Consider the following 26,229-nt stretch of genomic DNA (forward strand, 5'->3'; position numbering starts at 1 on the left):
AACAGTCAACAGTCAACAGTCAACAGTCAAATAACAAACTTACAAAAAAGGCAAGAAAATCATGTCTGTTTTGATTGCAGTAGAACAAGTCGGAAAAGTATTTAATTTAACAGACGGCGGCACATACATAGCCCTCAAAGGCATCGACTTAGAAATTAAAAAAGGAGAATTTATCTCCTTAATCGGACACTCCGGCTGCGGTAAATCTACGCTACTAAATATGGTGGCAGGTTTGGATCTACCCACAGAAGGATTGGTGACGATCGACGGACAAAGAATCACCCAGCCAGGCCCCGATCGCATGGTAGTATTCCAAAACTATTCGCTGCTACCTTGGCGGACGGTCAGAGAAAATATTACCCTAGCCGTAGACTCGGTAATGAGCGGCTTACCCAAAGCCGAACGCCTCGAAATCATTCAAAAACACATCGATATGGTGGGCTTGACGCCCCACGCCGAGAAGCAACCCGCACTGCTATCAGGCGGACAAAAACAGCGGGTGGCGATCGCCCGTGCTCTGGCCCTGCGCCCCAAACTGTTACTCTTAGACGAACCCTTCGGCGCTTTGGATGCTTTGACTCGCGGCAACTTGCAAGAAAAGTTGATGGAAATTTGCCAAGAGTACGAAATTAGTGCTCTGATGGTGACTCACGACGTGGATGAGGCGGTGTTGCTGAGCGATCGCATCGTCATGCTCACCAACGGCCCAGAATCGAAGATTGGCGGCATTCTCGAAGTAGACATCCCCCGCCCCCGCAAACGGATGGAAGTAGTCTCACACCCCAGCTACTACGCTCTACGTAGCGAAATGATTTACTTCCTCAACCAGCAGAAGCGCGTCAAAAAACTGCGGGCGCGGAAAGTACCCGCGATCGCCCGCCACGGCCTAGAAAAAGTCAACCTCGAACTCGGCTTTATTCCTCTGGCAGCCTGTGCTCCCCTCGCTGTCGCTAAAGAAAAAGGCTTTTTTGCCAAGCACGGTCTCGATGAAGTCCACCTCGTGCGGGAAACAAGCTGGCGCGGCATCGTAGACGGCATTGCCGCAGGTTACTTAGACGCAGCCCAAATGCCCTCTGGGATGGCGATGTGGTTGAGCTTGGGGGGCCACCAAGAGCAGCCGATTCCGACGGTTACAGCCCTCACCATGAGCCGCAATGGTAACGGAATTACCCTCGCGAGGCGCTTTTACGACCAAGGGATCTACACTCTGGCAGACTTTAAAAAAATGCTCCAGAGAACGCCCGCGCAAACCCACCGTATGGGCATCGTTCACCCTTCTTCGATGCACAACCTGTTGCTGCGTTACTGGCTGGCTTCCGGTGGCATTGACCCGGATCGCGATGTGTTGCTGAAAAATATCCCACCAGCTCAAATGATCGTTGACTTGCAGGGCGGCACTATTGACGGTTTCTGCGTCGGCGAACCTTGGAACTTGCGGGCATCGATGGAAGGAGTCGGCTTTACAGTGGCTACAGATTTGGAACTGTGGCCCGGACACCCCGGCAAAATTCTCGGAGTTCGGGAAGACTGGGCAAATGCTTATCCCAACACTCACATTGCTCTAGTCAAAGCTTTGCTGGAAGCTTGTCACTACTGCGCCGATCCAAATCACGCCGCCGAGGTTTCGGAAATTGTCGCGGGAAGGGAGTACGTCGCTACTGATAAGAGTTACATCCAACTAGGCGACCCGAGATCTGTTGCTTGCAACCTCGATACTCCGATGCGGGAATACGCCCACCACTTGTTTTCTGGAGATGGGGTGAATCGCCCAAGCCGCACCGAACAACTCTGGCACATGGTGCAGATGGCGCGCTGGGGCGATACTGTGTTCCCGCGCAACTGGGTGGAAATTCTGGAGCGGGTGGTGCGAGTCGGTGCGTTCAGCACGGCTGCGCGAGAGCTGGGGATGGCTGATATTACTTATACTCGCGGTTCTCTCAGCTTGTTTGACGGCTCGGTGTTTAATGCTGACGATCCGATCGGCTATCTCAACAATCTGGCGATTAAACGCGATTTCACGATGGCGGAAGTTGTACTCGATTCCGGCCGCCGAGCTGCTTAGAGCGGTTTTTAGTTAGATAAAAACAGGGTAATTGCTAATTGTTAGTTGTTAGTTTTTAAGTGCTAATTGCTAGTGAGCAATTCCCTCTTCATGACCTCCGTTATATCCGTTACATCCGTTACATTCGTTACATAATCCGTTGCCGAACTTTCCTCGCAAATCACCCAATCACAATTTCCTAAACCCATGCTCAACACCACTAAAAACCAGACGAACACCAAAACTCAAATCCAGCCGGGAAAAGGCCGCCGCCAACCTTTTTTGGTGATGGACAATGTTTATAAAGTATACCCAAACGGTTACAGGGCTTTAGAAAACGTCAATCTGAATGTAGCTGAGGGAGAGTTTATTACTCTGATTGGACACTCGGGCTGTGGCAAATCAACACTGTTAAATATGGTGTCGGGTTTTAGCCATCCCAGCCAGGGCACCGTGTCGATTAACGGAGAGCGGATTACGAAGCCGGGCCCCGATCGCATGGTGGTGTTCCAGGGTTATGCTTTACTACCTTGGCGCACGGTGTTTGAAAATGTTTATCTGGCGGTTAATGCTGTATTTCCTGAGAAGTCGAAGGTGGAAAAAAATGCGATCGTCAAAGAGCATTTGGCGATGGTGGGATTGACAGAAGCTGCTGAGAAAAGACCGCCACAAATTTCGGGGGGGATGAAGCAGCGGGTTTCGATTGCCCGCGCTTTGGCAATTCGCCCAAAAGTGCTAATTTTAGACGAACCTTTTGGTGCTCTGGACGCAATTACTAAGGAGGAATTGCAAGAAGAGTTGCTGAAAATCTGGAACGATCACCGCTGTACGGTGTTGATGATTACTCACGATATTGATGAAGCGCTGTTTTTGGCCGATCGACTGGTGATGATGACTAACGGCCCGTCGGCGACAATTGGCGAAGTTTTGGAGATTCCTTTTCCGCGTCCGCGCGATCGGGTTCAAATGATGGAAGATCCGGAATACTACAATTTGCGGAACTACGCCCTAGATTTCCTGTTCCGTCGTTTTGCACACGATCACGATGCCTAATCGGTTGGCAAATCAAAGTTAAAGAGGAGAATTAGGAGACTTCTCGAAAAATTTGAATTCTTTTGCGGAGTAGGGGTTAGGCATCCTGCCGCCCCAAGACGAGCTTTTTTTGCAGAAGTCTATTGAAAAGTTTAAGCCCCAGTGTTCCCCGATGTCCGGGGCACATCGCTGCGGGCGCAATTTTCCCGATCCGGTTGGGTAAACTGAAGCTTAATGGTGGACGAGAAGTTTTTTCGGACGTTCGGATCTTTTTCCGATATTTTACGTCTACCAGCGAAGAGACCCGATTGCCTAGCTGTCGGTAAGCTGGCATGAACTGAGCCCACCTTCGATTCGAGGGTGGGCTTCTTCTTCATGTTATTAAAAGTTTTTGGGCGATCGGTGGTTGGTGCATTCCACCCTGGGAACTGGCACACTGCAGGAACGTTTATGGGTGTTTCATGGGTTAAGGCTGTTGTCAATATAAAGGTTTTCAGTTGAGTGAACTACAGATGCTCGGCTAGGGAAACGGCTGAGCCTAAGTCCGGCGCGGTGTTCTGTGACTTTTAACAATTGGTATAAGAGTGATGATTGTAGCAAGACTTTTTTAAATTTGTATTACTCAGGTTTGTACGGAAAACTCCTCTGGGTCAATATCCCAATTTACCCAGCGAATTGCTTCTTGAGCCGAGCGCATATCAGGTGGCACTCGCAAAGCGTGAATGAATCCCGTGCTCGGACAGGTCATTTTTAATAAATAAATATCTTCTTTTTTCGGAGCATCTCGATCCCCCTCGAAATCATCAGAATCGAAGCCGTCAATATCAGTATTAATTCTGAGCAGCGTGTATTCTTGCCAGCAATCTAACTCTGTTGCTTCCAGTTCTTCGCAAATTCTAGCATAACCAATTCCCTGAATTAATACTCGTCTTAATTCAGCATTGTCTTCTTCTAAAAACCATTGCGATCGCCAGTTGGCGGGGTGAATTTTCCCGTATTTTTCAGGTAATGTTACGCCGTGATAGGAATAGAGTTTGTAACCATCGGGGAATTCCAGTGCGCTTTCGGCATCTGCATGAAGGCGGTACTTGCTGTCAAGCCGAAACTGGCAAGGGCGCGAACACACATAACAGACATTCTCAAACGCAAAAATCCAGCCGCATTCTGCTAAAAGCTGCTTGACTGCTTCAAAAAATTTCTGTGCCTCTGGTTTGAGAACAATGCCCAAGCCAGAAACATAGAAATCTAGAAGAGTTAGAGCCTGAACTAAGTCTTGCGTAGTAACTTTAGAGCTTGAGTATTTCCAATAGTCATAAAATTCTTTATACAATTGTTGTTCTAGCTGTCCCCATCTATTGGTAAAAATATTGAACCTCGAAACTTCACTCAACAATTCATTTATTAAGGAAAAGGGGCACACCGCATCTTTTACCTGTTTGTCAAGTCGCTCGTTAAACTCAGTTTTATTTGACGTTTGCAGCATTTGTATTTGTGCTAGCCCTTCGTTAGGGCTACTGCAAAAAGTTATTTCTGGAGCTTCTAAACCGAGGAGATCGTAGGCAGCTTTAACGGCGGCTGTGGCTTTGGGAGCATCGATGGGTTTGGTAGAGTTGGCGAGAGATTCCCACGAATGACGACACTCTTCAATGAGAGCCTTCTGTTCTGGTGTAAAGTTTACCCATAGCACAGTCAAATTAGTCAGAGATTGCAGGGGCGTGATATCTGATATTTGATTGTGCCTCAGATCCAGAGAAGTCAAATTAGTCAGAGATTGCAGTGCTGTGATGTCTGATATTTGAGTATCGAACAGAGTCAGATGAGTCAAATTAGTCAGAGATTGCAGTGCTGTGATGTCTGATATTTGATTGTCGAACAGAGTCAGATGAGTCAAATTAGTTAGAGATTGCAGTGCTGTGATGTCTGATATTTGATTGTTGTAGTACAAATTCAGCTCTGTCAAATTAGTCAGAAATTGCAAGGGTGTAATCTCTAATATTTGATTGTTGAATAACAAAGTCAGCTCTGTCAAATTAGTCAGAGATTGCAGAGGTGTGATGTCTGATATTCGTTCGCAGCCCACAGTCAACTCTGTCAAATTAGTCAGAGATTGCAGTGGCGTCAGGTCTGATATTCGATCGCAGCCCACAGTCAGCTCTGTCAAATTAGTCAGAGATTGCAGAGGTGTGATGTCTGATATTTGATTGTCGTGCAGAGTCAGATGAGTCAAATTAGTCAGAGATTGCAGAGGTGTGATGTCTGTTCGATCGCAGTACAGATTCAGAGAAGTCAAATTAGTCAGAGATTGCAGGGGTGAGATGTCTGATATTTGATTGTGGCTCAGATCCAGCTCATTGCTACTTGACAGTATCTGGTTCGCTTCATAAATGTCAGAAGTGCCAGCTTTTTTTAACAGCATCTCAACTGTATGCCTTGCCTCTCTTGTCAGACGATTTTTGTGCTTGCACCAGTCCGCAAAGCTACTGAGATTAATTGGTTGGTTTGCTTGTTGTTCTGGCATAGTCAATTTTGATTCAAGTTTGGTAAAATGTCAGTTTTTCATGTTTGTACGCTAAACTCCTCTGGATCGATTTCCCAATTTACCCAGCGAATTGCCTCTTGAGCTGATTCTAGATCAGGCGACACTCGCAAAGCGTGAATAAATCCCGTGCTCGGACAAGTCATTTTTAACAAATAAACAGGCTTTGGATTACCCGCGTTATCAAAATCATCGTCAAACTCGATGCTTAAGAGAGTGTATTCCTGCCAACTATCTAATTCTTTCACCGCTAATTCTTGACAAATGCGATCGTAAGTAATTCCCTGAATTAACGCGCGCCGAACTTCTACATTCTGTTCCTTCAACACCCACTTAGACTGCCACTGGTGCGGGTGCAGCCTACCGTACCATTCGGGCAAAATCACGCCGTGATAGGCGTAAATCGAAACACCGTCGGCAAATTGTACCGCTGGTGTTCCTTCGGCGTGCAAGCGGTAGTTGCTATCTGCAGAAAGTGCGATCGGCTTTTCGCAGACAATACAAACTTTGTCATAGGGATAAATCCAGCCGCAATCCCGGACAATCGATTGAAAAACAATCCAATTTCTGGCGTAGGAATGAGGTAAATTTAGAACGGAAATGCAGAAATCCAACAAACTCCCATAAGCACCCCACAATTCTGGTTGAATGCAATTACTGAGGTGTTTTCCTAATGTTGGCCGGATTTCTCCACTCCGCTCATCGATCACCTGTTGCGGTGGCAATTGGCTTGATATTTCGCCAGCTAAATAATTTTGCTCCGGCTCCCACAATTGCGTTTTCAGTTGAGTATAAAGTCGTTGTTCCAGTTGAGTTGGCAGTTGGTTTTGCAGTTCGGTTTCTAGTTGGCTTCCCAAATAACCCTGCAGTTGTTTTTCTAGCGGGCTGCGAAGTTTTGTCTCGAATTGGCTCCGCAGTTGGCTCCTGGGATTGTCAAATCGACTGACGATTAGATCCGCAGCTTCGTAGGGGCGATCGACAAAAATGATTTCCGGTGCTTTGAGGCCGATCGCACTGTAAGCCGATTTAACTGTTTCCGCAGCTTGCGATCGATTTATCGGGCCAGTGGAAAGCGATCTCGCTCTCCACTTTTCCCGATAAACTGGAATCAAAGCTGCTTGTTCTGGCGTTAGTTTTTTAACCTTAGTCTGCGACATACCTCCAACCTTGTGGCTCATATTCCCGCTGAATTCGCACCATCCAATTACCTTCGGGAATTGCGATCGCATGGTGTTCTTCGTGACTCAATAAAGCTGTCGGTGAAAGCACCCGCAAGTACAGAGTGCCGTCTTTTTCGTAAAGTTCAGCTTGCCCCTCAATAATCTGGTGAGAATGTCCGGTGACTTCACCTTCGGCGAGAGTGAGGTGAGGTTTTTTTTCCCCTTCGATTTTCGGTACGGGGGTGAGAATCACGTCGCCTTGTCGGATGGGTTGCATAGGTTTTTTCTAAATTTTGTTTACTGGTGTCGATCGATCGAGCTTTTCTATCGTAACTCAATACTACATTGGTAATACACGGGAGTCAAGATCCACAAACCACATTCCATAACTCTTTGCTGCAGTGACAGGCGTTATCTTGGATCGTGAAAGCCGCCTGGGTGAGGGCGGGTTTATAGATATTGTCGATGTGAATGAAAGATTGTTCGTGAAACCCGCCACTACAAATATTGTGGTTAATTTATGGAATCACTTATTACTTGACATATTTGGCATTGCAACCTATTAACCTCGTCTGTGTTGACGACAGAAGCAAAAAGTTGTTCGTATTGGCTGGATATGACGAGGAAATTGAGATTGAAATTGCTCCAAATGGGGAGGTAGTTTAATGAGCCAAGTAGATTATACTGCAATGTCAGATGGAGAATTGAAGCGTTAGTTTCTTAAAAATTGCGGGAATAAAGCTGCACTACAAGCCTACTTAGACAGGCAGAAAAAGCGCTATAATTCAATCATAAAAAAAGTGGAAATTCGGTCGATACTAAGATTGAGGCAGCCATTCGCCAGCAAATGCAAGAATATAAAGGTTAGTCTTCAGTCCGCGCACTTGGACGAAAGTTGGTGTAGGATAGGTTTCAACTACCGACTCTTATCAACTAGGTTTCTAACTTGCCCTAAATTTCAAGTGGGCATCCAAAAATCCTCATAATCGATATCCTAATTCACCCAGCGAATCGCTCCCCTTGCAGATTGCATCTCAGGCGGAGCCAGCAAAGCATGAATGAATCCGGTACTCTGGCAAGTCATTTTTAACAAGTAGATTGCCTCTTTTTCAGGAACATCATCATCAGGATCGAAATTAGCAGGATCGAAGCCATCAATATCAGCATCAATTCTTAGCAGGGTGTATTCTTGCCAGCAATCTAATTCTGTGGCTTGCAATTCTTGGCAAATTCTGGCTTAACCAATTCCCTGAATTAACACTCGCCTTAATTCGGCATTTTCTTCTTCTAAAATCCAGGTAGATTCCCACTGATTGGGGTGAATTTGTCCGTATTTTTCGGGCAAGGTGACGCCGTGGTAGGAGTAGAGTTTGTAGCCGTCGCTAAATTCGATCGCGCTTTCTCCTTCTGCGTGTGGCCGATGTTCGCTGTCGAGAGAGAGTTTTAAAGGACGATCGCACACATAGCAAACCTTGTCAAACGCAAAAATCCAGCCACATTCAACTAAAAGCTGCTTCAAGCATTCAAAAGCTTTTTGTGCATCTGGGTTGAGAACAATTCTAAGTACAGAGACACAGAAGTCAGCCACACAGATTTTATCCCACAGGTATTCCCGATTAACGATCGACGTTGAGTTGTCTCTACAATAGTCCCAAAAATCCCGTTGCAATTCTTGTGTGACCTGCCGCTCCCATTCTATTAATTGTGGCAAATACGAACTACTATATCTTATTAAGTTAAAAGGCTTATAGGCTGATTCTAGCTGTTCGTAAATAAGCTGAAAAAAAGCTGTTTTTGGCTGTGGTTGCTCACTTGTTAGTGCGAAATAATACACGCACAAAAAAAATATATACCTAAACGGCAGACAGGCTGGTTCTAGCTGTTTGTAAATACGCTGAAAAAAATCATTTTTCTTAGTGGGAGATTTCATTTTTTTTAACTGTGTGATGGCCGAGTGGGGACTCGAACAAAAAATAATTTTCGGGCAAGTCTTGCCGAGAGCTGTGTAGGCAAATTCGATCGCGGCTGCGGCACGAGTGCGATCGACTCGCTCTGTGGAATTGGCAATAGCTTTCCACAGATATTGGAGTGGTGTTAAGTCTGATAAAAGATTGTTAGGCAGAGACAGCTTTTTCAAATCGATCAGAGAGTGCAGGGGGGTGAGGTCTGATATTTGATTGTTGTCCAGATTCAGCTCTATCAAATTGGTCAGAGATTGTAGGAGTGTGAGGTCTGATATTTGATTGTTGTCCAGATTCAGATATTTCAAACTGGTTAGAGATTGCAGGGGTTTGAGGTCTGATATTTGATTGTTTACCAGATTCAGATTATTCAAACTGGTTAGAGATTGCAGGGGTTTGAGGTCTGATATTTGATTGTGGGACAGATTCAGATATGTCAAATTTGTGACCAGAGACTTCAGCGGTGTTAAGTTTGATATTTGATTGTTGTCCAGATTCAGATATGTCAAAATCGTCAGAGATTTCAGTGGCGTTAGGTCTGATATTTGATTGTTAGACAGATTCAGATTAATCAAACAAGTCAGAGATTTCAGGGGTGTTAGGTCTGATATTTGATTGTGGGACAGATTCAGATTAGTCAAACAGGTCAGAGATTTCAGGGGTGTTAGATTTACTATTTGATTGTGGAACAAGTTCAGATATTTCAAACTGGTTAGAGAGTGCAGGGGTGTCAGGTCTGATATTTGATTTTTTTCCAGATTCAGCTCTATCAAATTGGTCAGAGATTGCAGGGGTGTTAGGTCTGATATTTGATTGTTGCCCAGATTCAGATTAGTCAAATTGGTCAGAGATTGCAAGGGTGTTAGGTCTGATATTTGATTTTTTTCCAGATTCAGATCGGTCAAATTTGACAGTATTTCTTCTAATTTATAAAAGCCAGACTTTCGTGCTGTTAACAACAGCACCTTAACTGTATGCTTCGCTTCTTGTGAAAGGCTGCCAAAGTGCAAGCGCCAGTCAGAAGTGGTCGTAGGGTTTGGTTGTTGAGAGGACATAGGGCAATAACCTCCTAGAAAAGTTGCTAAAATCTGATGTCGGTATCTACCTTAAATAACATATCTCTGGCGTTTCGGGGATTATGGCAGCGCTCGCACGCACTTATTAACCACCCGATCGCGATCGCCAGTATTGCAATTTGTAACTCGGACTGCGGGCGATGTCGCACTCACAAAACACTTTTCATCTAATCTCCCGAACTGCCTCGCCTCCATTATTTAACCGCTTCCACCCTTGAAGCAATCAGCAGACAGCGAGACAATAAATTAATATCTAAATCAGGCAATATTTCGCTTTGGTCAATTTTTTCATATCCGTGCGATCGCAAATGATACAGGCTAAATACTCCCTCCTGCCAAAACCAAACTTCGGGGAATGCCAAGGCTTGGTAACGATGCAACTTGCTTTCGTTGCTGCTAGTAAATACAACTTCGATCGAGAGGTCTGCCATGCCTCCCGATGCTGTGCCAATTAAGTAACATTAGTCTGCTTGTGCGGAGGCTTTTCCTTCTTTTTCCTGGGTAGAACTTCCTGTGAGTAGAACTTCCTGTGGGAGTAAAAGCGATTTCTTTTTCTACAAAATACGTACCCAGCAACAGGGCGATGACACCGCTGAAGACTTCATGTTCTTGCGAAACTGCCAAGATTCATACCTCACATTTGAAATAAAAAAGTCGGAGGTCGGGGGAGTCAGAAAACCCCTGCTCGATTAGCTTGAATTGTTGCTCATCAATCCCGGAGTGAATTAGGCGCTGGTCTTTTGGTTTGTCTAAGGTTGCTGTCATGGCACGACCTCGTTTAACTATTTTATAGTAATTTGAATTCGCCCAACTTTGGAATCACATTGGTATGGTGCGTCTGACACAAAAAAATTGTTTAAATCGAAACGATAGATTTCTGACGCACCATACAAGTGGATTTAACTATTATATTATCCTTGAAATGTGGCAACCGAAACCCGATCGCGCCCTGCTTCTTTAGCCCGATAAAGTGACTCATCGGCCATCGCAATTAGCTCCCCCGGCTGCGATTTCGCCCCCGGAATGCAGCAAGCTACACCCAAACTCAGCGTCACATATTCGCTGACAGCAGACTTAGCGTGAGCTATGTGCAAACCCCGCACCTGTTGTGCGATCATTTCAGCTACGCAAGTGGCACCTTCAATATCCGTATTCGGCAAAACTACTACAAATTCTTCTCCACCGTAACGCGCTACTAAATCTGCCGCTCGCTTTACCGAATGCTGGATCACCCCCGCCACTTGCCGCAAACATTCATCCCCCGCTTGGTGACCATAAGTGTCGTTGTAAAGTTTGAAATAATCAATGTCGCACATAATTAAAGACAGCGGTGCTTCTTCCCTAGCCAAACGCCGCCATTCCGTATTGAGGTATTCATTAAAAGAGTGGCGGTTTCTTACCTCAGTCAAACTGTCGTAATTTGCCAAATACTGCAAGGCTCGATTCACTGTTTCTAACTGCTGTTTCTGCTGCTGCAACTGACGGTTGAGCTCCGCCAACTGCTGTTCGGCTGAGTGCGATCGCAACAAATTTCTCACCCTCGCCAGCAATTCCCTCTCGTCAAAAGGTTTTGAAATATAATCGTCAGCACCCGCATCCAAACTTTCGATCCGAGCGTCCATCCCCGATCGCGCTGTCAAAAAGATTACCGGAGTAGATTTCAATTCTGGCGTGTTCCGAATCTCCTTGAGCAAATCCAGTCCGTTTTGTCTTGGCATGATTTGGTCGCTCACAATCAAATTTGGCTGCAAACTTTTGGCTCTTTCTAAACCTTCAACGCCGTCCATCGCCACAGCGACTCGATAGTACGGAGTTAATAAAGTTTGGAGGTAAGCCAGCAGAAAATTGTTGTCTTCTACTACCAGCAACAACGGTAATTCTCTACTGTCACTTGTTAATTGTTCCAGATAATTTTTGTCGTCAAAACTGTTAGGTTCCGGCAGCGTGGCTTGGGGTGTGGCCGCCCGGATATTTCCCGAACCCCACTCTCCGGAGCCGAATCCAGTCAGTCCAGCCAATTGGGCGATCGCCCTCACCAACTGATTCGCTTCCACCGGCTTCGACAAATGCCTCTGAAACCCCGCCTCCAGCGCTTCGGCCGAATCTTCTTCCTCAGTGCCTCCCGTCAGCGCCACGGCTGGCAGCAGTTCCCTGTGCTCGGACATTTCCATTGCTCGGATGCGGCGGATTAAATCGCCGCCGTCGGCTCCCGATACCGTCATATCGCTGACCAACACGTCGGGGCGGGACTGTTGCAACTCCGCCATCGCTTCGGCGGCGCTACCCACCGCTGTTACCTTGGCTCCAAATGCTTCGAGGCCAGTTTTGAGAAATTGCCGGATCTCGGCGCTACTTTCCACCACCAGGACTTGCTTTCCCGCTAGGGGTTTGGAAACCGATCCGGGTCTGCTTTCTCTTTGGGCGATCGCAGCAGTGTGATCGTCGGGTGCATTTTTGTTGGCAATCGGTAGCAGCACCCCAAAGGTCGCCCCCTGACCGATACCGGGACTCGAAGCCCAAACACTTCCCCCGTGCAGTTCCACCAACTGCTGCACAATTGAGAGCCCCAGCCCCAGCCGATTTTGTTCCTTGGTCTGGAAGTTGTCTGCGGGGCGGAAGTAGTCAAAGATGTGCGGCAGAAATTTCGGATCGATGCCACAACCGCTGTCGCTGACCTGAATCAAGACGCCCGACTCAGTAGGCTCGATTCGCACTTGAATTGGGTATGGTGTCGCTTCTGGGGTGAATTTTATGGCGTTTGCAAGGAGGTTCCAGACTACTTGCTGCAAGCGTTCTGCATCTGCCAAAACATAGGTGATGGCGGGGTCGAAATGTTTTTCTACGCGGAGGTTTTTGGCATAGGCGGCGGGACGGAGGGTGTCAATCGCAGATTCTATGATAGACGGGAGGTGAACTTGCCCGATGTTCAGGCACATTTTCCCTCGCAGCAACCGCGAGAGGTCGAGGAGATTGTCTATTTGTCGGTTTTGTAATTTGGCGTTGCGCTCGATGATTTCCAAAGCGTGGCTGGTGGTGGCTTCGTTTAAATTGCGCGATCGAGCTAGCTGTGCCCATCCCAAAATCGCACTCAGGGGCGATCGCAGTTCGTGGGAGGCGATCGCCAGAAATTCGTCTTTTGCCCGGTTGGCTTCGGCTTGGGCTGCTTCAACGGCTTTGCGATCAGTGATGTCGAATCCGATCGCCAAATACTGATAGGGTTTTCCCTTACAGTCCAACAGTGGAACTACTGCTGCGTACACCCAATAATCACTTCCATTCTTGGCTTTATTCTGAATATCTCCTTGCCAAATTTCACCTTTGGCAACTGTTGATAGCAGATTGTTGATGATTTCCGAAGATTTATATTCCGAATGGAGGATGCCGAAGTGGCAGCCGATGAGTTCGGCTTGCGAATAGTTGGTGATTGAGCAAACTCGTTCGCTGACATAGTTGATAATTCCTCGCGCGTCCGTCCTCACCGCAAGTGTCGATCGGTCGATCGCTCTTTTAAAATCTAAACATTCTTGTAGCGACCAATCTAGTTCTTTTGTCGTAGAAATTTGACCGAGCCGATCGGACGCTTTTTGTTGCTGGCGATCGGGCTTATCCTTACTCCGTTGTTGGATTTCCATTGCTTCTATCTTCCCCTGACGGCTGACACCTAATCTACTCGCATCCTGATTCATTATCACAATTTTCTTTCCCGCACCGGCGGGTGTAATATTTTGTATCTCTTCATCTTCCTGAAAAATTGGCAGGCACCACATCCACTCGGGAGTCACCTTAATTTTTGTTTATAGTTGGCTAAAGTTTGTCAATCTGAGGACTGATTTTTTCATGTCTAGCCGATCGTCGGTTGGTGGCTCATTCCTTTTTATCTGGTATCTTTTATATTTTACTAAGGGGAATCACTGAGAATTTTATGGTGTGGATCACACACCGACAGTTGCATTCTTGTTTGAAACGGGTATCATAACCGTCAACTTTTTGCTCACAATTACTCCTAGTATCTGGCACAAAGTCTCGTCTTCGGCAGGCTTTCGCCTCTGTGGCATTCTGCCTCATCTGCACTGAATGAGATATATGTGGATGGCTAGACAGTTCCCAAATCAGGGGCGGGTTTGGGCGCACAAAGTCCCTATCTGGCGATCGTCCCTAACTTCTTTTAAATTATTTTCTTCAACATCTTGACAAGCCTGTATATTTTTTGTATTATAAAATGTAATATGCCTTCAGAGAAGAGAATCGGCTAACTGCCTTGACGCACTCAACTATTAACAATTTGAGGAAAATCGTCTGTGAATTTAGACGCTGTACGCGAGCAATTTGAACAAAGAGCCTTTGATTATGACGGCTTAATTCCCCGCATCATTCCGCGCTATGGCGAGCAACACGATGTAATATTGCAGTTAATCCCTTCTGAAACTAATGGTAACATAAAAGTTCTGGATTTAGGTGCGGGAACTGGCATACTGTCGGCTATGATTCTGCAAACATTTCCTCAAGCAAAAGTCCTAGCCTTTGATATGGCCCAAAATATGCTGAAAACTTGCCAAACAAACTTGTCCGCTTTCCGAGAACGGCTGACCTTGCAGCAAGGAAACTTTGCCGAAGATGATTTCGGCAGCGGTTACGATTTGGTAGTTTCAGGCTTGGCAATCCACCACCTCGACAGCCCAGGTAAACAACAGCTATTTCACAAACTTTTTCACTCCATGAATCCAGGGGCAATCTTGCTAATTCGAGATATTGTGACAGGTGCTACTCCCCGGCTGACTGAGCAATACGAACAGTTGTGGCGGCAGTACATGAAAGCTAACGGAGAAGACGATGCAGCCTGGTTTCAAAAATATCGAGAAGAAGATATTCCCTCCTCTGTTGAAGAGCAGACAAAGTGGCTTGCAGAAGCTGGTTTTGCCGACGTAGGATGTCACTGGCGCTATCTAAATTTTGCTGTTTTTGGCGGAGTTATCCCAAGGTAAAAAGCATTCGGCAGAATGCAGAGTTTTTGATAATTATCAAAAGACAAATCTAGTGAAAAATCGCACAATGAAAACTTTTTCATTACCGGACGCAGAACCTAATTTTGTAGGTTCTTAATGGCCACTTTACCCCTCTAATTCGTGCGTAAAACCATTCATGTTTTGCGATATGAATAAGTTTCAACAAACCTGTAGAGGCGGGTTCACTCAAGCGCTCCCTGGCAGTGCCAACAGATTCAATAAACCCGCCCCCACCGCACAATATAACCCGCTAGTGACATTTGGTAAAATGTGATTTAAAAGTAAATAAATAAAGTAAAATCATGAGCGATTCTCGCTTAGTCAAAATTAGCAAATACCTGAGCAGACATCTGCGCCACGCGCCAGGGCGCATCGGCGTTGAACTCAATACAGGTGGCTGGCTTCCTGTTAGCGAACTCCTCGATGCCTGCCAAAAAAATAAATTTCCTGTTCAGCTTGCAGAACTCAAAAAAGTAGTAGCGGAAAACGACAAGCAGCGCTTTTCATTTGACTCCACAGGCACTCTAATTCGTGCTAATCAAGGACACAGCGTAGAGGTTGACTTACAGTTAGAACCCGCTGTTCCCCCGGATATTTTATATCACGGAACAGGTAGCACTGCCGTCGAGTCTATTCTCAGTCAAGGAATTAGGAAAATGTCGCGGCATCACGTTCATTTGTCCGTGAATATCCAGACGGCGCGCCAAGTAGGTGCAAGACATGGCATCCCGGCAGTCTTTACTGTAGATGCCGCAGCCATGCAACGCGATGGTCATACATTTTACTGCTCGGAAAACAAAGTTTGGTTGGTAGATTTTGTGCCGCCAGCTTATCTCAAAATAAGTTGATAATTTTCACTTTTTTTGTAGAATGTGTACCACAAAAGCAGTAAAATAAGAGTAAGTAGGAGTTTTGCCAAATGAGTGCAGAAGATATGGGCGATCGCGAAAACAATTTTTATCAAAACAATTCTCAAAATAGAGGTCTGCTAGGCTCTGGTTGGCGACCTTTTTACCGTCAATTTGATTGGGAACACCTGGTACATTTAGCGTCTAGCGATCCCTTAGAACTAGCTCAAAAAACTTTAGGGGTAGCTAGCGACCTTGCCGACGCAATGGGACGACACCAATATACTTGGTGGGCAAATATGTTAAATGTATTCTCGGAAAATACTCGCTACGAAATTGATGAATTTTGGGATTACATTACTCCGCAGCCAGTTTACCCGGATTACCGCTACAAAGACGTTTTAGTTACCGAAACGCCTGTGGTGCAATTAGTCAGCCGCGCTAGCATTCCCATCGACTACGTTCTCAACAAACTCCAAGAGATTACTGTTTTCAAAGTTCTGGATTTGCTAGGGAAACCGGATGCAATTACCCAGTCTTTTATGGAGCGACATTTTTCTTATCCCCCAGAGCGGTTTGTTAGCTGGGAACGCTTGGAAGTTTTGGGTACTGTTTATGCTTCTTGGGTTCGATTCGGCTGCTGGCTACAAATTGACAGCTACGACAGGGGAAGACGCTGCTACACTCTAATTTGCCAAGATATTGCGCCTCTCGTTAGCAAGGCAACTTACAATTTAGCGGTGATTCTGGGCGGGTACAAAAGCCGCGTCGGACAGGTTCACAGCCAGTTCTCAATTCGCACGTTTTCTGCAGAGGTTCAAAGTTTTACCGATACAGTTCAGCAGGCAATTTTGGATCAAAATCAGTTGGCTGTTTTGGTTAGTGGCGAACCGGGCACGGGCAAAACTGCTTGGACGCAAGCGGTAGCAAAGGAAATTTTAGTGCCGCTGGGTTATGTGATTTTTATCTTAGACCACGATGCTGTGGAAAATTTTGTGCCGCCGAGTTATTTAGAGCGGATTTGTATTATTATCAATGAGGCTGATAATTTGGCTCAAGATCGATCGACTGCTGAAGCCCAACGCACTAACAAAACTGAACACATTTTGAGTTTGCTGGATGGAACGTTGTATCAAAGCGTTATCGACGAAAACGGCATTCAATTTCAGCAAAAACTCGTAGTTTTGATGACTTGTAACACGACGGAAAGATTAGACCCTGCAATGTTACGGAAAGGGAGAGTGGATTTTACCAGTGAATTTACGCACAAATTTGTTTGAGCGCTCTCTTGCATTCTCAAGCTATTTGGCGATCGCACTGGCTACAGGATCTCATACCATGTTCGATGTGGGATTTTCAATTAAAGAATTGGGAATGACTGAGGAAGCTCATGGTTTGGCTCACGGGCCTACAGTTGCATTCTTTTGGGAACTTGTCTAAAATACCCAACAATCACTAGGAAATCTTCTGACTCTCAAAGTGTGGGGGAAAATTTCTTGAGTACCTATAGACCCATTGGTGTCACCAATCGTCTAAAACCCTTTGTATCTCTCGTTTTTGGCCTAGTGTCGCTGCCATGTTGCGCCCCGGAATAGTCGGGGCAGGCAAGAGATCACTCCAGTCTCCTCCAACGATTCCGGGGGCGCCGACGTGATCTATGCCTCATCGTCACAGAGCAGGCGGGCACTACCTTTAGCCTTAAGCTGATAGCAATGCCTATAGACATATCCCCATCAAAAATGATATCAATGATGGGTGATACCCTCTAAGGGTATTGTCCGAGAGAGCAAATCAGGGGAAAACAGCATTTTTGGTGTAAAACAGAGTTTTTCAAACTTGACAGCTATGGAGGAAATCCCAAACCGTGCAAACTAAGCCAGTTCAGCAAAAAAGTCAGGGACTGGGAAGGTACGTTGACGGGAATGTCCCTATCGCCCAACAACCCGCAGAGGCAGCAGTGTCGGAGAGTAAAGAGCGATTTCGGCGGTTTGTGGAGCGCTCCGCCGAAGCCGTGGCAATGGTAGATTGTGAAATGCGCTATCTGTCGGTTTCCCGTCGCTGGGAAACAGATTGCGGGTGGGGCGACGGCGAGGCGCTCGGCCGCTCTCATTGGGAACTGTTCCCGAATCTCCCGGAATATTGGGAGCAAAATGCCCAGGCTTGTTTGACAGGAGTTTTGGAATATAGCGAGTTTGTGGCAGGGCGATCGATCGCATCTGTATCAGGAAAAACCGCAAGCGGCTCTGTCAGCAAGTCGGTAAGATGGGTATTTCAGCCTTGGAAAAATAACGAAGGTGCGATCGGCGGTTTGATTTTGTTTGCATCTAAGATAGGTGAGGCTCCCGCTCAAACCAATTGCTATAATAAATTTCAGTCCGAGGTTAAAAGAAAGCAGTTAGAAACAATACCACAACTAACTCAAATTGCCCTCGAAAATGCTGCTGATACAATCTTTTTTAGTACCTCCGACGGTCAAATTTGCTACGCGAACAAAGCCGCTTGCCATCTTTTCGGCTACTCGGAATCGGAACTGCTAAACATGAGAGTTAGCGACATCGATTCGCATTTGCCCGCATCGGATTGGCGAGAACACTGGGCTCAACTAAAGCAGCAAACCAACCTGACTTTTGAAACCAGCTACAAAACCAAAGACGGCGCCAGTTTTTCCGTCGAAGTTAAAGTCAATTATTTAGAATACGGCGGCTGCGAATACCGCTGCGCGATCGCCCGCGACATTTCTGCTCGCCTCGCAGCAGAATCAGCGCTCGTACAGGCAAAAGAGCAACTTCAAGCCGTTTTAGACGCCGTGCCCGGATTAGTTTCTTGGGTAAGTTCCGATTTGCGCTACTTGGGAGTAAACCGACATTTAGCTAGCGCTTATAAAATGCCGTCCGAACTATTTATCGGTCAAAAAGTAGGTTTTTTAGATACAAGTCCCACATTTAACGATTTAGTATACGATTTCTTTGCCAACCATAAAAAGAAGACATCTCAAGAAGTAACAGCGAGCATCAGAGGAGAAAATAAAACTTATCTAATAGTAGCTCAAAAATACCATAACAATACGGCGGCGGTATTTGTGGGATTGGATATTACAGAAAGCAAACAGTCTCTTTTAGCTTTGCAAGAATCAGAAGAACGCCTGCGACAACAAGCGTCTAAATTAGAGCAGACGCTGTTAATTTTGCAGCAAACTCAAACTCAACTGATTCAAACAGAAAAAATGTCATCTCTGGGGCAGTTAGTAGCAGGAATAGCGCACGAAATCAACAATCCAGTTAGTTTTATTTCTGGCAATGTCAGCCACGCCACTGGCTACATTCAAGAACTGCTGCGAACGATCGACCTTTACCAAAAGTATTATCCCCATCCCGTGCGGGAAATTCAAGATTTGATAGAAGAATTAGACTTAGACTTCATCAAAAAAGACTTGCCAAAACTGCTAAATTCCATGAAAGTCGGTTCGGAAAGGATTCGCGATGTCGTGCGATCGCTCCGCTTGTTCTCGCGTACCGACGAAGCCCAAATGAAGCCTGCTGATATCCACGAAGGTTTGGACAGCACTTTGCTGATCTTGCAAAATCGCCTGCAAGCTAAAGGGGGACGACCGGGAATTTCTCTAGTTAAAGAATACGGGGATTTGCCGCCAGTTCGCTGCTATCCGGGACACTTAAACCAAGTGTTCATGCACTTGTTGACAAATGCGATCGACGCTTTGGAAGAAGGGGGGAGAAATTCCGAAAAGTATGGTAAAGTTCAAAATCAGTCTTACTTGTCTTCAGCCCGGTCCAACTCTGAAATATTCAATCCCGAAATTCGGATTCGGACTTCCCTGGTAGGGGAAAACGAAGTTGCGATCGCCATTAGTGACAATGGCCCTGGCATGACTGAAGAAGTCCTCGACTGCATCTTTGACCCTTTGTTTACCACTAAATGTCCAGACACGAGCACAGGTTTGGGTCTAGCAATATCCCAGCATTTAGTAGTAGAAAAGCACGGTGGTAAATTGCACTGTGTTTCGCGTCCGGGTGAGGGAACTGAGTTGATCATTAAAATTGCGATCGGCAACGATTAATTAGCTATTTACAAATAGGAAATAAGATGGTAATTGAGTGGCTCAAATTTAAAGTACCTCAAGAAAAGTGGGAGCAGTTTATTCAGCGAGATCAGGAAGTTTGGACTGAGGGACTAAAAAATTGGGACGGTTTTTTAGGCAAAGAAATTTGGGTAGATCCGGTGGAAAATGAGGTGGTGATGTTGATTCGCTGGGAAAGTAGGGAGAAGTGGAAGTCTGTGCCACAAAGTACAATAGATGAGTTGGATGCCCAAATGGGGGATTTGCACATTGCGATCGCCGAAAGTCGCGAATATCAAGTTCGCAAGTTTTTGCATTAGTTAGTCAGCAGTCAGTTGCTCGTGGTAATTTTTGAAAGATTAATCATGCGTTTTACCTTAATTTTACCGCAGACATCGATTTGGTATTTGGTGTGAAGGGCGATCGCAATCCGTAGAATCATCGGAGTGTTTGGTATTTGGTGTTAGGGGCGATCGCTCTTTCATTTTAGGCGATCGGTCATCAGAAACAAGAAAGGGCGATGTTATGCGATGTTATTTTCTTTAACTTCTGCTATCGGCTCAACAATAGCTACCAAAGCAACAGGAATCGGCACGAAATAACTTGACTCTTCATCTAAGAAATCATCACCACCCATGCTGAAAGAATCTTGAACCCATTGAGAGATATCCCGCCCTGCTAATTTTGCCAGCTCGATTTCTTCGGGTGATAGAGAGACTACACCTTGAACAATTTGCGCCTCCAAGAAAGTAATCATGTCATGTACTTCAATAGCAGAAGCACCATCGGGATTGACTGGCTGACTAAAATCAGTTGTAAAAATGTAGTATGTCAAGTATTTAGCTGAGTCTGATGATTTGTTTTTCTCCAATTCTCGTAATGGATGGGTTGCAAACAGCAAGTAAGAGCAGCCTTTAATATCTGGAAAATGTTCGCACAACTTTTGTGCAGAAACCGCCATAAAATCCGCTTGTCTTTGTCTAGCAAGAGACTGGGTTAAGGCTCCAATTGGATCAATGTCAAAAAAAGGTTGATGTTGTTGTTTTGTATCTCCCTCACTTTTTTTCTGGTTCCAAGGCAACAACCCTGCTAATCGATCGGGAGTTTTTTCTTGGCTAAAAAGAGCAAATTCTGGGTCAAAGTTAAATTTTCTATCTTTTTTGTTTTTCTGCTTGATTACGAGAACTTCAGAAACTGCTGACTCCATCTCTGTTTTCTCTTCTCCAAAAACAGGACGTTGCCATTCTTTGGATTCAAAAACTAATTTATGCTTGTAAGTATCGTATTGAGTAACTTCCAAATTATGCCAATTTTTGAGGCGTTTAAGTAGCTTATCGCGATCGAGAACCTCAATGGGTTTTAGCTGTTCATTTAACTTACGAAGCTCTGTCTCCATGAGATCACTGCTTTCCTTTGCTACTTGTAGAATTTTGTCTACAGTTTGTCCATCACCACTGTCATCTTCAATAGCACTTGCAATTTTGCCCTCTTGCTTATTATCAAGCTGTCCCAAAATTTTCAATTGCATACGCGGATCTGTAACTCCTGCTGTTTCGAGACGCTTTAGTAAGGCTGTATCTCTTTTTTCGGCTAATGTACCTTCTAAAATGAGATAATAGGCAGTGACATCAGAAATTTGACCTAATCGAGCAACCCTGCCATTACGTTGCATTAAAACAGCAGGATCGGGACTGAGATCCCAATGCACAACTTTATTGGCTACTTGAAAATCTAATCCTTCGTCCGCCGCAGAAGTTGCGACAAGGATGCGGTAATTTTTGTTGCGATCGTAAAAATCCTTAACTACATTCTTTCGATCATCAGCACTCATCTCCCCAGTAAGAGCCCGACTTTGTTTAGGAAAAGTTGCGGTAATAATGGCAGTAGTTTGTAATACCTCAGTAAAAACGAGAAAACGAGAATCGGGATGTGCGTCTAGCATAGCTCTTAGCCAGTTTAGCTTCGCATTTTCAACACTTCTACCTGATGCCAACAAGTCTAAGGCTAATTTTGTCAGTTCTAATATTTCCTCTATCGTTGCTTCTAAATCTGTATCATCGTCATCATCTCGATCATTTTTTTGTTTTGCGTTCTCCAGTAGTTTTTTTTGAAAGTCACGAATAGCAGGTATATTGCCATCCTTCAAGTGGGCAGAGTCAAATGAAAAATTACTGTCAGAAGGAAATATAACCTTTTTGGCGTATCCTGTAACTGTATCCCTCTCAGTATCAAATTTCGCTAGGTGTTTGGAAATCTCGCGAATTAATTTCCTTAAATCTTGAGTATCAGCGAAGTTATCTGTCTTATACTTGTGCTCATTTTGCCATTTTGGATGATGGCGGACACACCAACGAAATAGCCAACAAGCACCTGCAAGGGAACTACTGGTTAAACGTGTTTCAAGATGTGCAGTAGCAAACCCTCCAAAACTACCCCTATGATCTCGATAAATACGCTGTACTGTCCTTTTGATTTTTTCTAGCGTTGACAGATACTCTTCATCAGTTTTTTCGAGACTTGGCTCACCTTCGCGGTGGGGACGAACTATCATTAATTTGGGAAATAATCTTTGGTCAGACCAATTACGAATCTCATCCTGTTGCCGCCAAATGACTGCTACGGGTGAATCATCTTTTGATATTGCTGCTCGAAGTTCTTTGTTGCCAATATCGTTAGCATAGGCATTTTCAAAAGCAGTTTGGTGTACCAGTAATCGCAATAAATTTGTAAATTGATTGGCAGATCGAAAAGGTGTAGCACTCATCAAGATAACTAGCTCTGGCGGTTCTGAGTCTTTCCAGAACTTACCTGCGATCATCTGATATGCAGTTTTATAAGCTTGTGTTGTCTCAATTGCCGATTCTACATATGACTCCCCATTGATGAGGTTAGCATTGCTGGCACAGTGATGACATTCATCAATGATGATGATATTTGGTTTAACTCCTTTAGGTAGCTCTTTCTTATCATTGAGATATCGTCTAGCAGCGTGCATACTAGCAATCCGAATACCTTTTTGACTAATGCTATCGCCATATTGTCTAAAAGAATCTACAACACTAATAATGCTTCCATCAACAGAATCTTTAATCACACTACGTAGTTTATCTCTAACATCTTCGGTTAAGCCACCAGAAGTTAGATAAAGACAACGCAAATCCTCTTTTTGTGCAATCAGCTTGTCTCTTAATATTAAGCCTACTTCAATTGTTTTACCTAAACCTACTTCGTCGGCGATCAGAATTCGCTTAATGCGAGACTCATGATTTTTAACATACTGTTGTAATGCTAATTGATGAGGAAAAGGATCTTTGTCACTAGCGGTAATCCGCCCCGAATAGATATTTGCGAGTAGCTCTAATGCACCCAACCTTAGAACAGTTTGAATATGATGCTGATGCTTTAGCTCATTTTTTTCTAGGACGCTTTCACCTGCATAGTATGTATGCTTTTCCTTGAGACGTAACCGTAAGTCAGGAAATTTTTCGTTGATTTTTTTCCAGTGGCGTAAGTTTTTGAAGCGGATACCTCGCCGATCTAGTACGCTGTTTTCGCTGTCAGTTGTTTCGATTGTATAGGCTAAATGGGTATAGGCATTGCGATCGCTACTACTGGGATCTGCCCAGACAACATCTGCATGATTACCGCTCTCAGATGGGATCTCAAACAGCCTATACGTCATGCGTCTGTCCTCAGAATTTTTTGATTATGCACAAGTTCCCAATGCCTTTTAAAGAAGTAAGCTTATTTTGGAAAGCAGTAACTACATTTATTGAGGGCATAGCTTCCAATCATTTCGCCAGTATCAATATCGTAAACGGGAAGTCTTTTCCCATCACGAAAAACGTCAACTGGTATAATCCCAATATTATTAAGACCAATAAAAATGCTTAGGTCTGCATCTGCGAGATTGTGAGAACCCCCAAAATTATCTAGACCAACACGATGTAGTTCGCCAGTGTCGGGGTTGAGGATATACTCAAAGCCAATTTGTTGCGCTTTCTGATAAAGGGAAAGATTTGTAAGTCTCTTGCCCAAAAGCTTTAAATTTGACATGATTAATATTTTTTGAATATAATAAATTTTCACTAATTTAATACTTGTCCCATCATCCTTACAAATCAAAGATTTGTCTAGCCCAAAAAGGTTCAATTTTGTGAGCTATTTTTCACCCCTTTCAATCTCTTTAATCTAGTTTTGTACAAAAATGTGGAAAAATGTATTAAACTGTTCTTAAATGTGAGCTATAATAAAAAAAAGTCACCTCTCCCGGCCCCGATGAACCTAAAAGAAGCTTTAAAAATCGCCGATCGCATAGTCTTCGAGAAAACGGGTCAGCACCTTGATGATTTACAAGCAGCGGTACTCCGGGGAACTCTAGAACATGAGACATACAAGCACATAGCCAAAAACTTTGACTGTTCTGAAAGTAGTGTGAGGAAAGTAGGCTCAGAACTATGGCAAATACTTTCAGAAGAGTTGGGAGAAGATGTTAGTAAATCAAATTTTAGATCGGCAGTGGAGAGATTCCAACTCTCCCTCTTTTCAAAAAATTTTGCACTACAACAAGACTGCGTACAAATAAGTTGTTGCGTTAATTCTTATGGAGAAGGTAGACACCCGCCAGATATATCAAACTCACATAATGAAGAAACATCTAACACAAAACCAACTAAAAATTCACATCAAGATTTAAGCGAAATGCCGGAGTTGGGTAATTTCTTCGATCGCACCCTCGAACTCCAAACCCTCACAACCTGGATTCTACAACAAAACTGCCGCCTCATCACCCTCACTGGTATCAGCGGCATCGGCAAAACATCCCTAGCAGTACAACTCGTACAACAAATCAAACACGAGTTTGAGTACGCAGTTTGGTACACCCTAGACGAATTCCCCACCATCGATAAATTTCAATCTAACCTAATACAGCTTTTTTCCCAGTCAGAAAAACCAGATTCATCCCCAACAAACCAGAAACGCTTACCGCTGATTAAGTATTTGCAAAAGCATCGCTGTTTAATAGTCTTAGATGACATTCACAACCTTTTCTGTAGCGGCGAATTGGCGGGAAAATATAAACCACAATACGAAGAATATCGCTCTTTATTCAAACAGATAGAAAAATTATCCCATCAAAGTTGCTTTCTGCTAATCGGTTGGGAACCCCCGAAAGAAGTTCCTCAACTCACCAGCGAAAATACTCCCATTCGTACTTTACAACTCACTGGCTTAGACACCGCAGCCGCCGGAGAAATTCTCAGAGATAAAGGATTAGCAGAAATCGATAACTGCGAAGCACTCATTCACCGCTACCAAGGCAATCCGTTATGGTTAAAAAGCGTGGCGACTTTGATTCAAGAGTTGGGAATCGGCGCGACCGAGTTATTAATAGATGATACCATATTGTTACCAGAAGATTTAAAAGATGTTTTACACGAGCAGTACGATCGCACTTCCGAACTCGAAAAACAAGTCATGTCATTGTTGGCGACAGAAAACCAGCCAGTCAACGTCGCCAAATTGCTACAAAACGGACAAATATCATCATCAGATTTGCTAAACGCCTTGCAATCTCTATCACGGCGCTGCTTGATAGAAAAAGAAGCAAGTCTTTACACTTTGTCACCTGTACTGAAGCAGTATATCAAAACTCGACGATCGCACTTAACAAACATCGACAGTGAATAAACATTTCAAACAACACCGCTTGTCAACTCTTGTTTCCTCAAATTCGGCAACAATGCCAAAACATCCAAATACCACCACCAACGCTGAGGTGTAATCTCCTCAAATTTGCGCTTCTGCATTAAATCCACAAATCTCGACAACTCCTCATAAAACTCCCTTGCTTGTTCAACTAACCGTCGATCGGCATTTGCTAATAAACCTTTCTCTTCCTCACTCAGTTGAGATTCAACTTTTGCCAACTCATCTCTAAGTTGCAACATTTCTAAATGTTCAGCCCCACTCACATCAGGAAATTCAACCATTACACAATAGTTTTTTACCAAAGTATTCATAACAAATCCTTAACTAAACCTACATAAATAAACATTGAATTAGCCAGGTAGCTTTCCGGTTCCTTTGGAGGAAAAGCCGTTTCTAAAACTCCATCCAAGCCCATCATTACCCGCCATATTGTGTTATTTACACTGCTGGTAACTGTCGGATAAAACGTTTATCCGTAGACATACACATAAACTTTAGCATCAGCATCCCTGACAATTAAACTGATAACTCCATTATATTCTTCAATGGTCGCATCCGGCCCTAAATGACCTAAATTAATCCTTTTGAGTAAATGAGATATTGCTTTTCCATGTTTCCAGAAAATTCCGTCTCTCACCCGCTCAATTGCCTGCACAATCTCTAATTCCCTACCTTCATCAAAAATCAACTTTAACCTTACCTGAGAAAAAGTTAACTGCAAACAAACATATTCTAACCTATAATATTTAACTGTTAACAGTCTGTGCTATCATAGAATACAAAAC

23 protein-coding genes are annotated in these 26,229 nt (G+C 44.5%); 10 read left to right on the plus strand and 13 right to left on the minus strand.

Going from position 1 to position 26,229, the window contains the following annotated elements; genetic code table 11:
* Positions 1-61: 61 nt before the first annotated feature.
* Both QUA03_RS07450 and QUA03_RS07455 read left to right on the plus strand, forming a co-directional pair.
* A complete protein-coding gene (locus QUA03_RS07450; RefSeq protein WP_333207146.1) occupies positions 62-2,062 on the plus strand; it encodes a nitrate ABC transporter ATP-binding protein in 2,001 nt (666 codons plus the stop codon).
* A gap of 186 nt (positions 2,063-2,248) precedes the next feature.
* Positions 2,249-3,094, plus strand: a complete 846-nt coding sequence (locus QUA03_RS07455; RefSeq protein ID WP_333082180.1) for a nitrate ABC transporter ATP-binding protein — start codon at positions 2,249-2,251, stop codon at positions 3,092-3,094.
* 601 nt (positions 3,095-3,695) lie between these two features.
* Here the strand turns inward: QUA03_RS07455 and QUA03_RS07460 are convergent.
* From QUA03_RS07460 to QUA03_RS07470, 3 genes are read right to left on the minus strand one after another with little or no spacing between them, the layout of a single operon-like run.
* Positions 3,696-5,591 carry a leucine-rich repeat domain-containing protein gene (locus QUA03_RS07460; protein ID WP_333210927.1) on the minus strand — a complete coding sequence of 632 codons (1,896 nt, stop codon included), beginning with the start codon at positions 5,589-5,591 and terminating at the stop codon, positions 3,696-3,698.
* Positions 5,592-5,629: 38 nt separating this feature from the next.
* Positions 5,630-6,766, minus strand: a complete 1,137-nt coding sequence (locus QUA03_RS07465) for a DUF6745 domain-containing protein (RefSeq protein WP_333210929.1) — start codon at positions 6,764-6,766, stop codon at positions 5,630-5,632.
* A complete protein-coding gene (locus tag QUA03_RS07470; protein WP_006632553.1) occupies positions 6,753-7,046 on the minus strand; it encodes a hypothetical protein in 294 nt (97 codons plus the stop codon). The genes QUA03_RS07465 and QUA03_RS07470 overlap by 14 nt, the downstream gene beginning before the upstream one ends.
* Before the next feature lie 230 nt (positions 7,047-7,276).
* Here QUA03_RS07470 and QUA03_RS28995 point away from each other — a divergent pair, with 230 nt between their 5' ends.
* Positions 7,277-7,435, plus strand: a complete 159-nt coding sequence (locus tag QUA03_RS28995; protein WP_445304776.1) for a DUF6888 family protein — start codon at positions 7,277-7,279, stop codon at positions 7,433-7,435.
* Between the two features lie 328 nt (positions 7,436-7,763).
* Here QUA03_RS28995 and QUA03_RS07475 read toward each other — a convergent pair whose 3' ends face one another.
* The 6 genes from QUA03_RS07475 to QUA03_RS07500 form a co-directional block, all read right to left on the minus strand.
* A complete protein-coding gene (locus QUA03_RS07475) occupies positions 7,764-7,988 on the minus strand; it encodes a hypothetical protein (RefSeq protein WP_333210930.1) in 225 nt (74 codons plus the stop codon).
* An 18-nt stretch (positions 7,989-8,006) separates the two neighbouring features.
* Entirely contained in the window at positions 8,007-9,785 is a 1,779-nt protein-coding gene (locus QUA03_RS07480; RefSeq protein WP_333210932.1) for a leucine-rich repeat domain-containing protein, read from the minus strand.
* 215 nt (positions 9,786-10,000) lie between these two features.
* Complete coding sequence (locus tag QUA03_RS07485; protein ID WP_333210933.1) at positions 10,001-10,237, minus strand: hypothetical protein; 237 nt, start codon at positions 10,235-10,237, stop codon at positions 10,001-10,003.
* Positions 10,203-10,430 (minus strand): hypothetical protein, encoded by a 228-nt coding sequence (locus tag QUA03_RS07490; protein ID WP_333210935.1) that lies wholly within the window; start codon positions 10,428-10,430, stop codon positions 10,203-10,205. The genes QUA03_RS07485 and QUA03_RS07490 overlap by 35 nt, the downstream gene beginning before the upstream one ends.
* 3 nt (positions 10,431-10,433) lie before the next feature.
* The gene (locus tag QUA03_RS07495; RefSeq protein WP_333210937.1) at positions 10,434-10,571 is read right to left on the minus strand and encodes a hypothetical protein; all 138 of its coding nucleotides are present in this window, start codon (positions 10,569-10,571) and stop codon (positions 10,434-10,436) included.
* A gap of 146 nt (positions 10,572-10,717) precedes the next feature.
* On the minus strand, positions 10,718-13,588 hold the full coding sequence (locus QUA03_RS07500; RefSeq protein ID WP_333210939.1) for a diguanylate cyclase: 2,871 nt from the start codon (positions 13,586-13,588) through the stop codon (positions 10,718-10,720).
* Between the two features lie 516 nt (positions 13,589-14,104).
* Between QUA03_RS07500 and QUA03_RS07505 the strand changes: the two genes are divergently transcribed.
* From QUA03_RS07505 to QUA03_RS07530, 6 genes are all read left to right on the plus strand, one after another.
* A complete protein-coding gene (locus QUA03_RS07505) occupies positions 14,105-14,788 on the plus strand; it encodes a methyltransferase domain-containing protein (RefSeq protein WP_333210941.1) in 684 nt (227 codons plus the stop codon).
* Between the two features lie 323 nt (positions 14,789-15,111).
* Positions 15,112-15,657, plus strand: a complete 546-nt coding sequence (locus QUA03_RS07510) for an RNA 2'-phosphotransferase (protein ID WP_333210942.1) — start codon at positions 15,112-15,114, stop codon at positions 15,655-15,657.
* Between the two features lie 71 nt (positions 15,658-15,728).
* On the plus strand, positions 15,729-16,937 hold the full coding sequence (locus QUA03_RS07515) for an AAA family ATPase (RefSeq protein WP_333210944.1): 1,209 nt from the start codon (positions 15,729-15,731) through the stop codon (positions 16,935-16,937).
* Positions 16,912-17,097 carry a hypothetical protein gene (locus QUA03_RS07520; RefSeq protein ID WP_333210945.1) on the plus strand — a complete coding sequence of 62 codons (186 nt, stop codon included), beginning with the start codon at positions 16,912-16,914 and terminating at the stop codon, positions 17,095-17,097. Before QUA03_RS07515 ends, QUA03_RS07520 begins: the two co-directional genes overlap by 26 nt.
* Positions 17,098-17,521: 424 nt before the next feature.
* A complete protein-coding gene (locus QUA03_RS07525) occupies positions 17,522-19,732 on the plus strand; it encodes a PAS domain S-box protein (RefSeq protein ID WP_333210947.1) in 2,211 nt (736 codons plus the stop codon).
* Between the two features lie 26 nt (positions 19,733-19,758).
* Positions 19,759-20,052, plus strand: a complete 294-nt coding sequence (locus tag QUA03_RS07530) for a TIGR03792 family protein (RefSeq protein ID WP_333210948.1) — start codon at positions 19,759-19,761, stop codon at positions 20,050-20,052.
* A 203-nt stretch (positions 20,053-20,255) separates the two neighbouring features.
* Here QUA03_RS07530 and QUA03_RS07535 read toward each other — a convergent pair whose 3' ends face one another.
* The gene (locus tag QUA03_RS07535) at positions 20,256-23,414 is read right to left on the minus strand and encodes a helicase-related protein (protein ID WP_333210949.1); all 3,159 of its coding nucleotides are present in this window, start codon (positions 23,412-23,414) and stop codon (positions 20,256-20,258) included.
* Between the two features lie 62 nt (positions 23,415-23,476).
* The gene (locus QUA03_RS07540; RefSeq protein WP_333210951.1) at positions 23,477-23,788 is read right to left on the minus strand and encodes a hypothetical protein; all 312 of its coding nucleotides are present in this window, start codon (positions 23,786-23,788) and stop codon (positions 23,477-23,479) included.
* Between the two features lie 222 nt (positions 23,789-24,010).
* Here QUA03_RS07540 and QUA03_RS07545 point away from each other — a divergent pair, with 222 nt between their 5' ends.
* The gene (locus tag QUA03_RS07545) at positions 24,011-25,423 is read left to right on the plus strand and encodes an NB-ARC domain-containing protein (RefSeq protein WP_333210953.1); all 1,413 of its coding nucleotides are present in this window, start codon (positions 24,011-24,013) and stop codon (positions 25,421-25,423) included.
* 5 nt (positions 25,424-25,428) lie between these two features.
* On the opposite strand, the gene QUA03_RS07550 is transcribed toward QUA03_RS07545, so the two are convergent.
* Both QUA03_RS07550 and QUA03_RS07555 read right to left on the minus strand, forming a co-directional pair.
* On the minus strand, positions 25,429-25,755 hold the full coding sequence (locus QUA03_RS07550; protein WP_333208113.1) for a hypothetical protein: 327 nt from the start codon (positions 25,753-25,755) through the stop codon (positions 25,429-25,431).
* Positions 25,756-25,913: 158 nt separating this feature from the next.
* Positions 25,914-26,165 (minus strand): hypothetical protein, encoded by a 252-nt coding sequence (locus QUA03_RS07555; RefSeq protein WP_333210955.1) that lies wholly within the window; start codon positions 26,163-26,165, stop codon positions 25,914-25,916.
* Between the last annotated feature and the right edge of the window lie 64 nt (positions 26,166-26,229).

The organism is Microcoleus sp. S36b_A4 (genome assembly GCF_036700645.1).
GTDB lineage: Bacteria > Cyanobacteriota > Cyanobacteriia > Cyanobacteriales > Microcoleaceae > Microcoleus.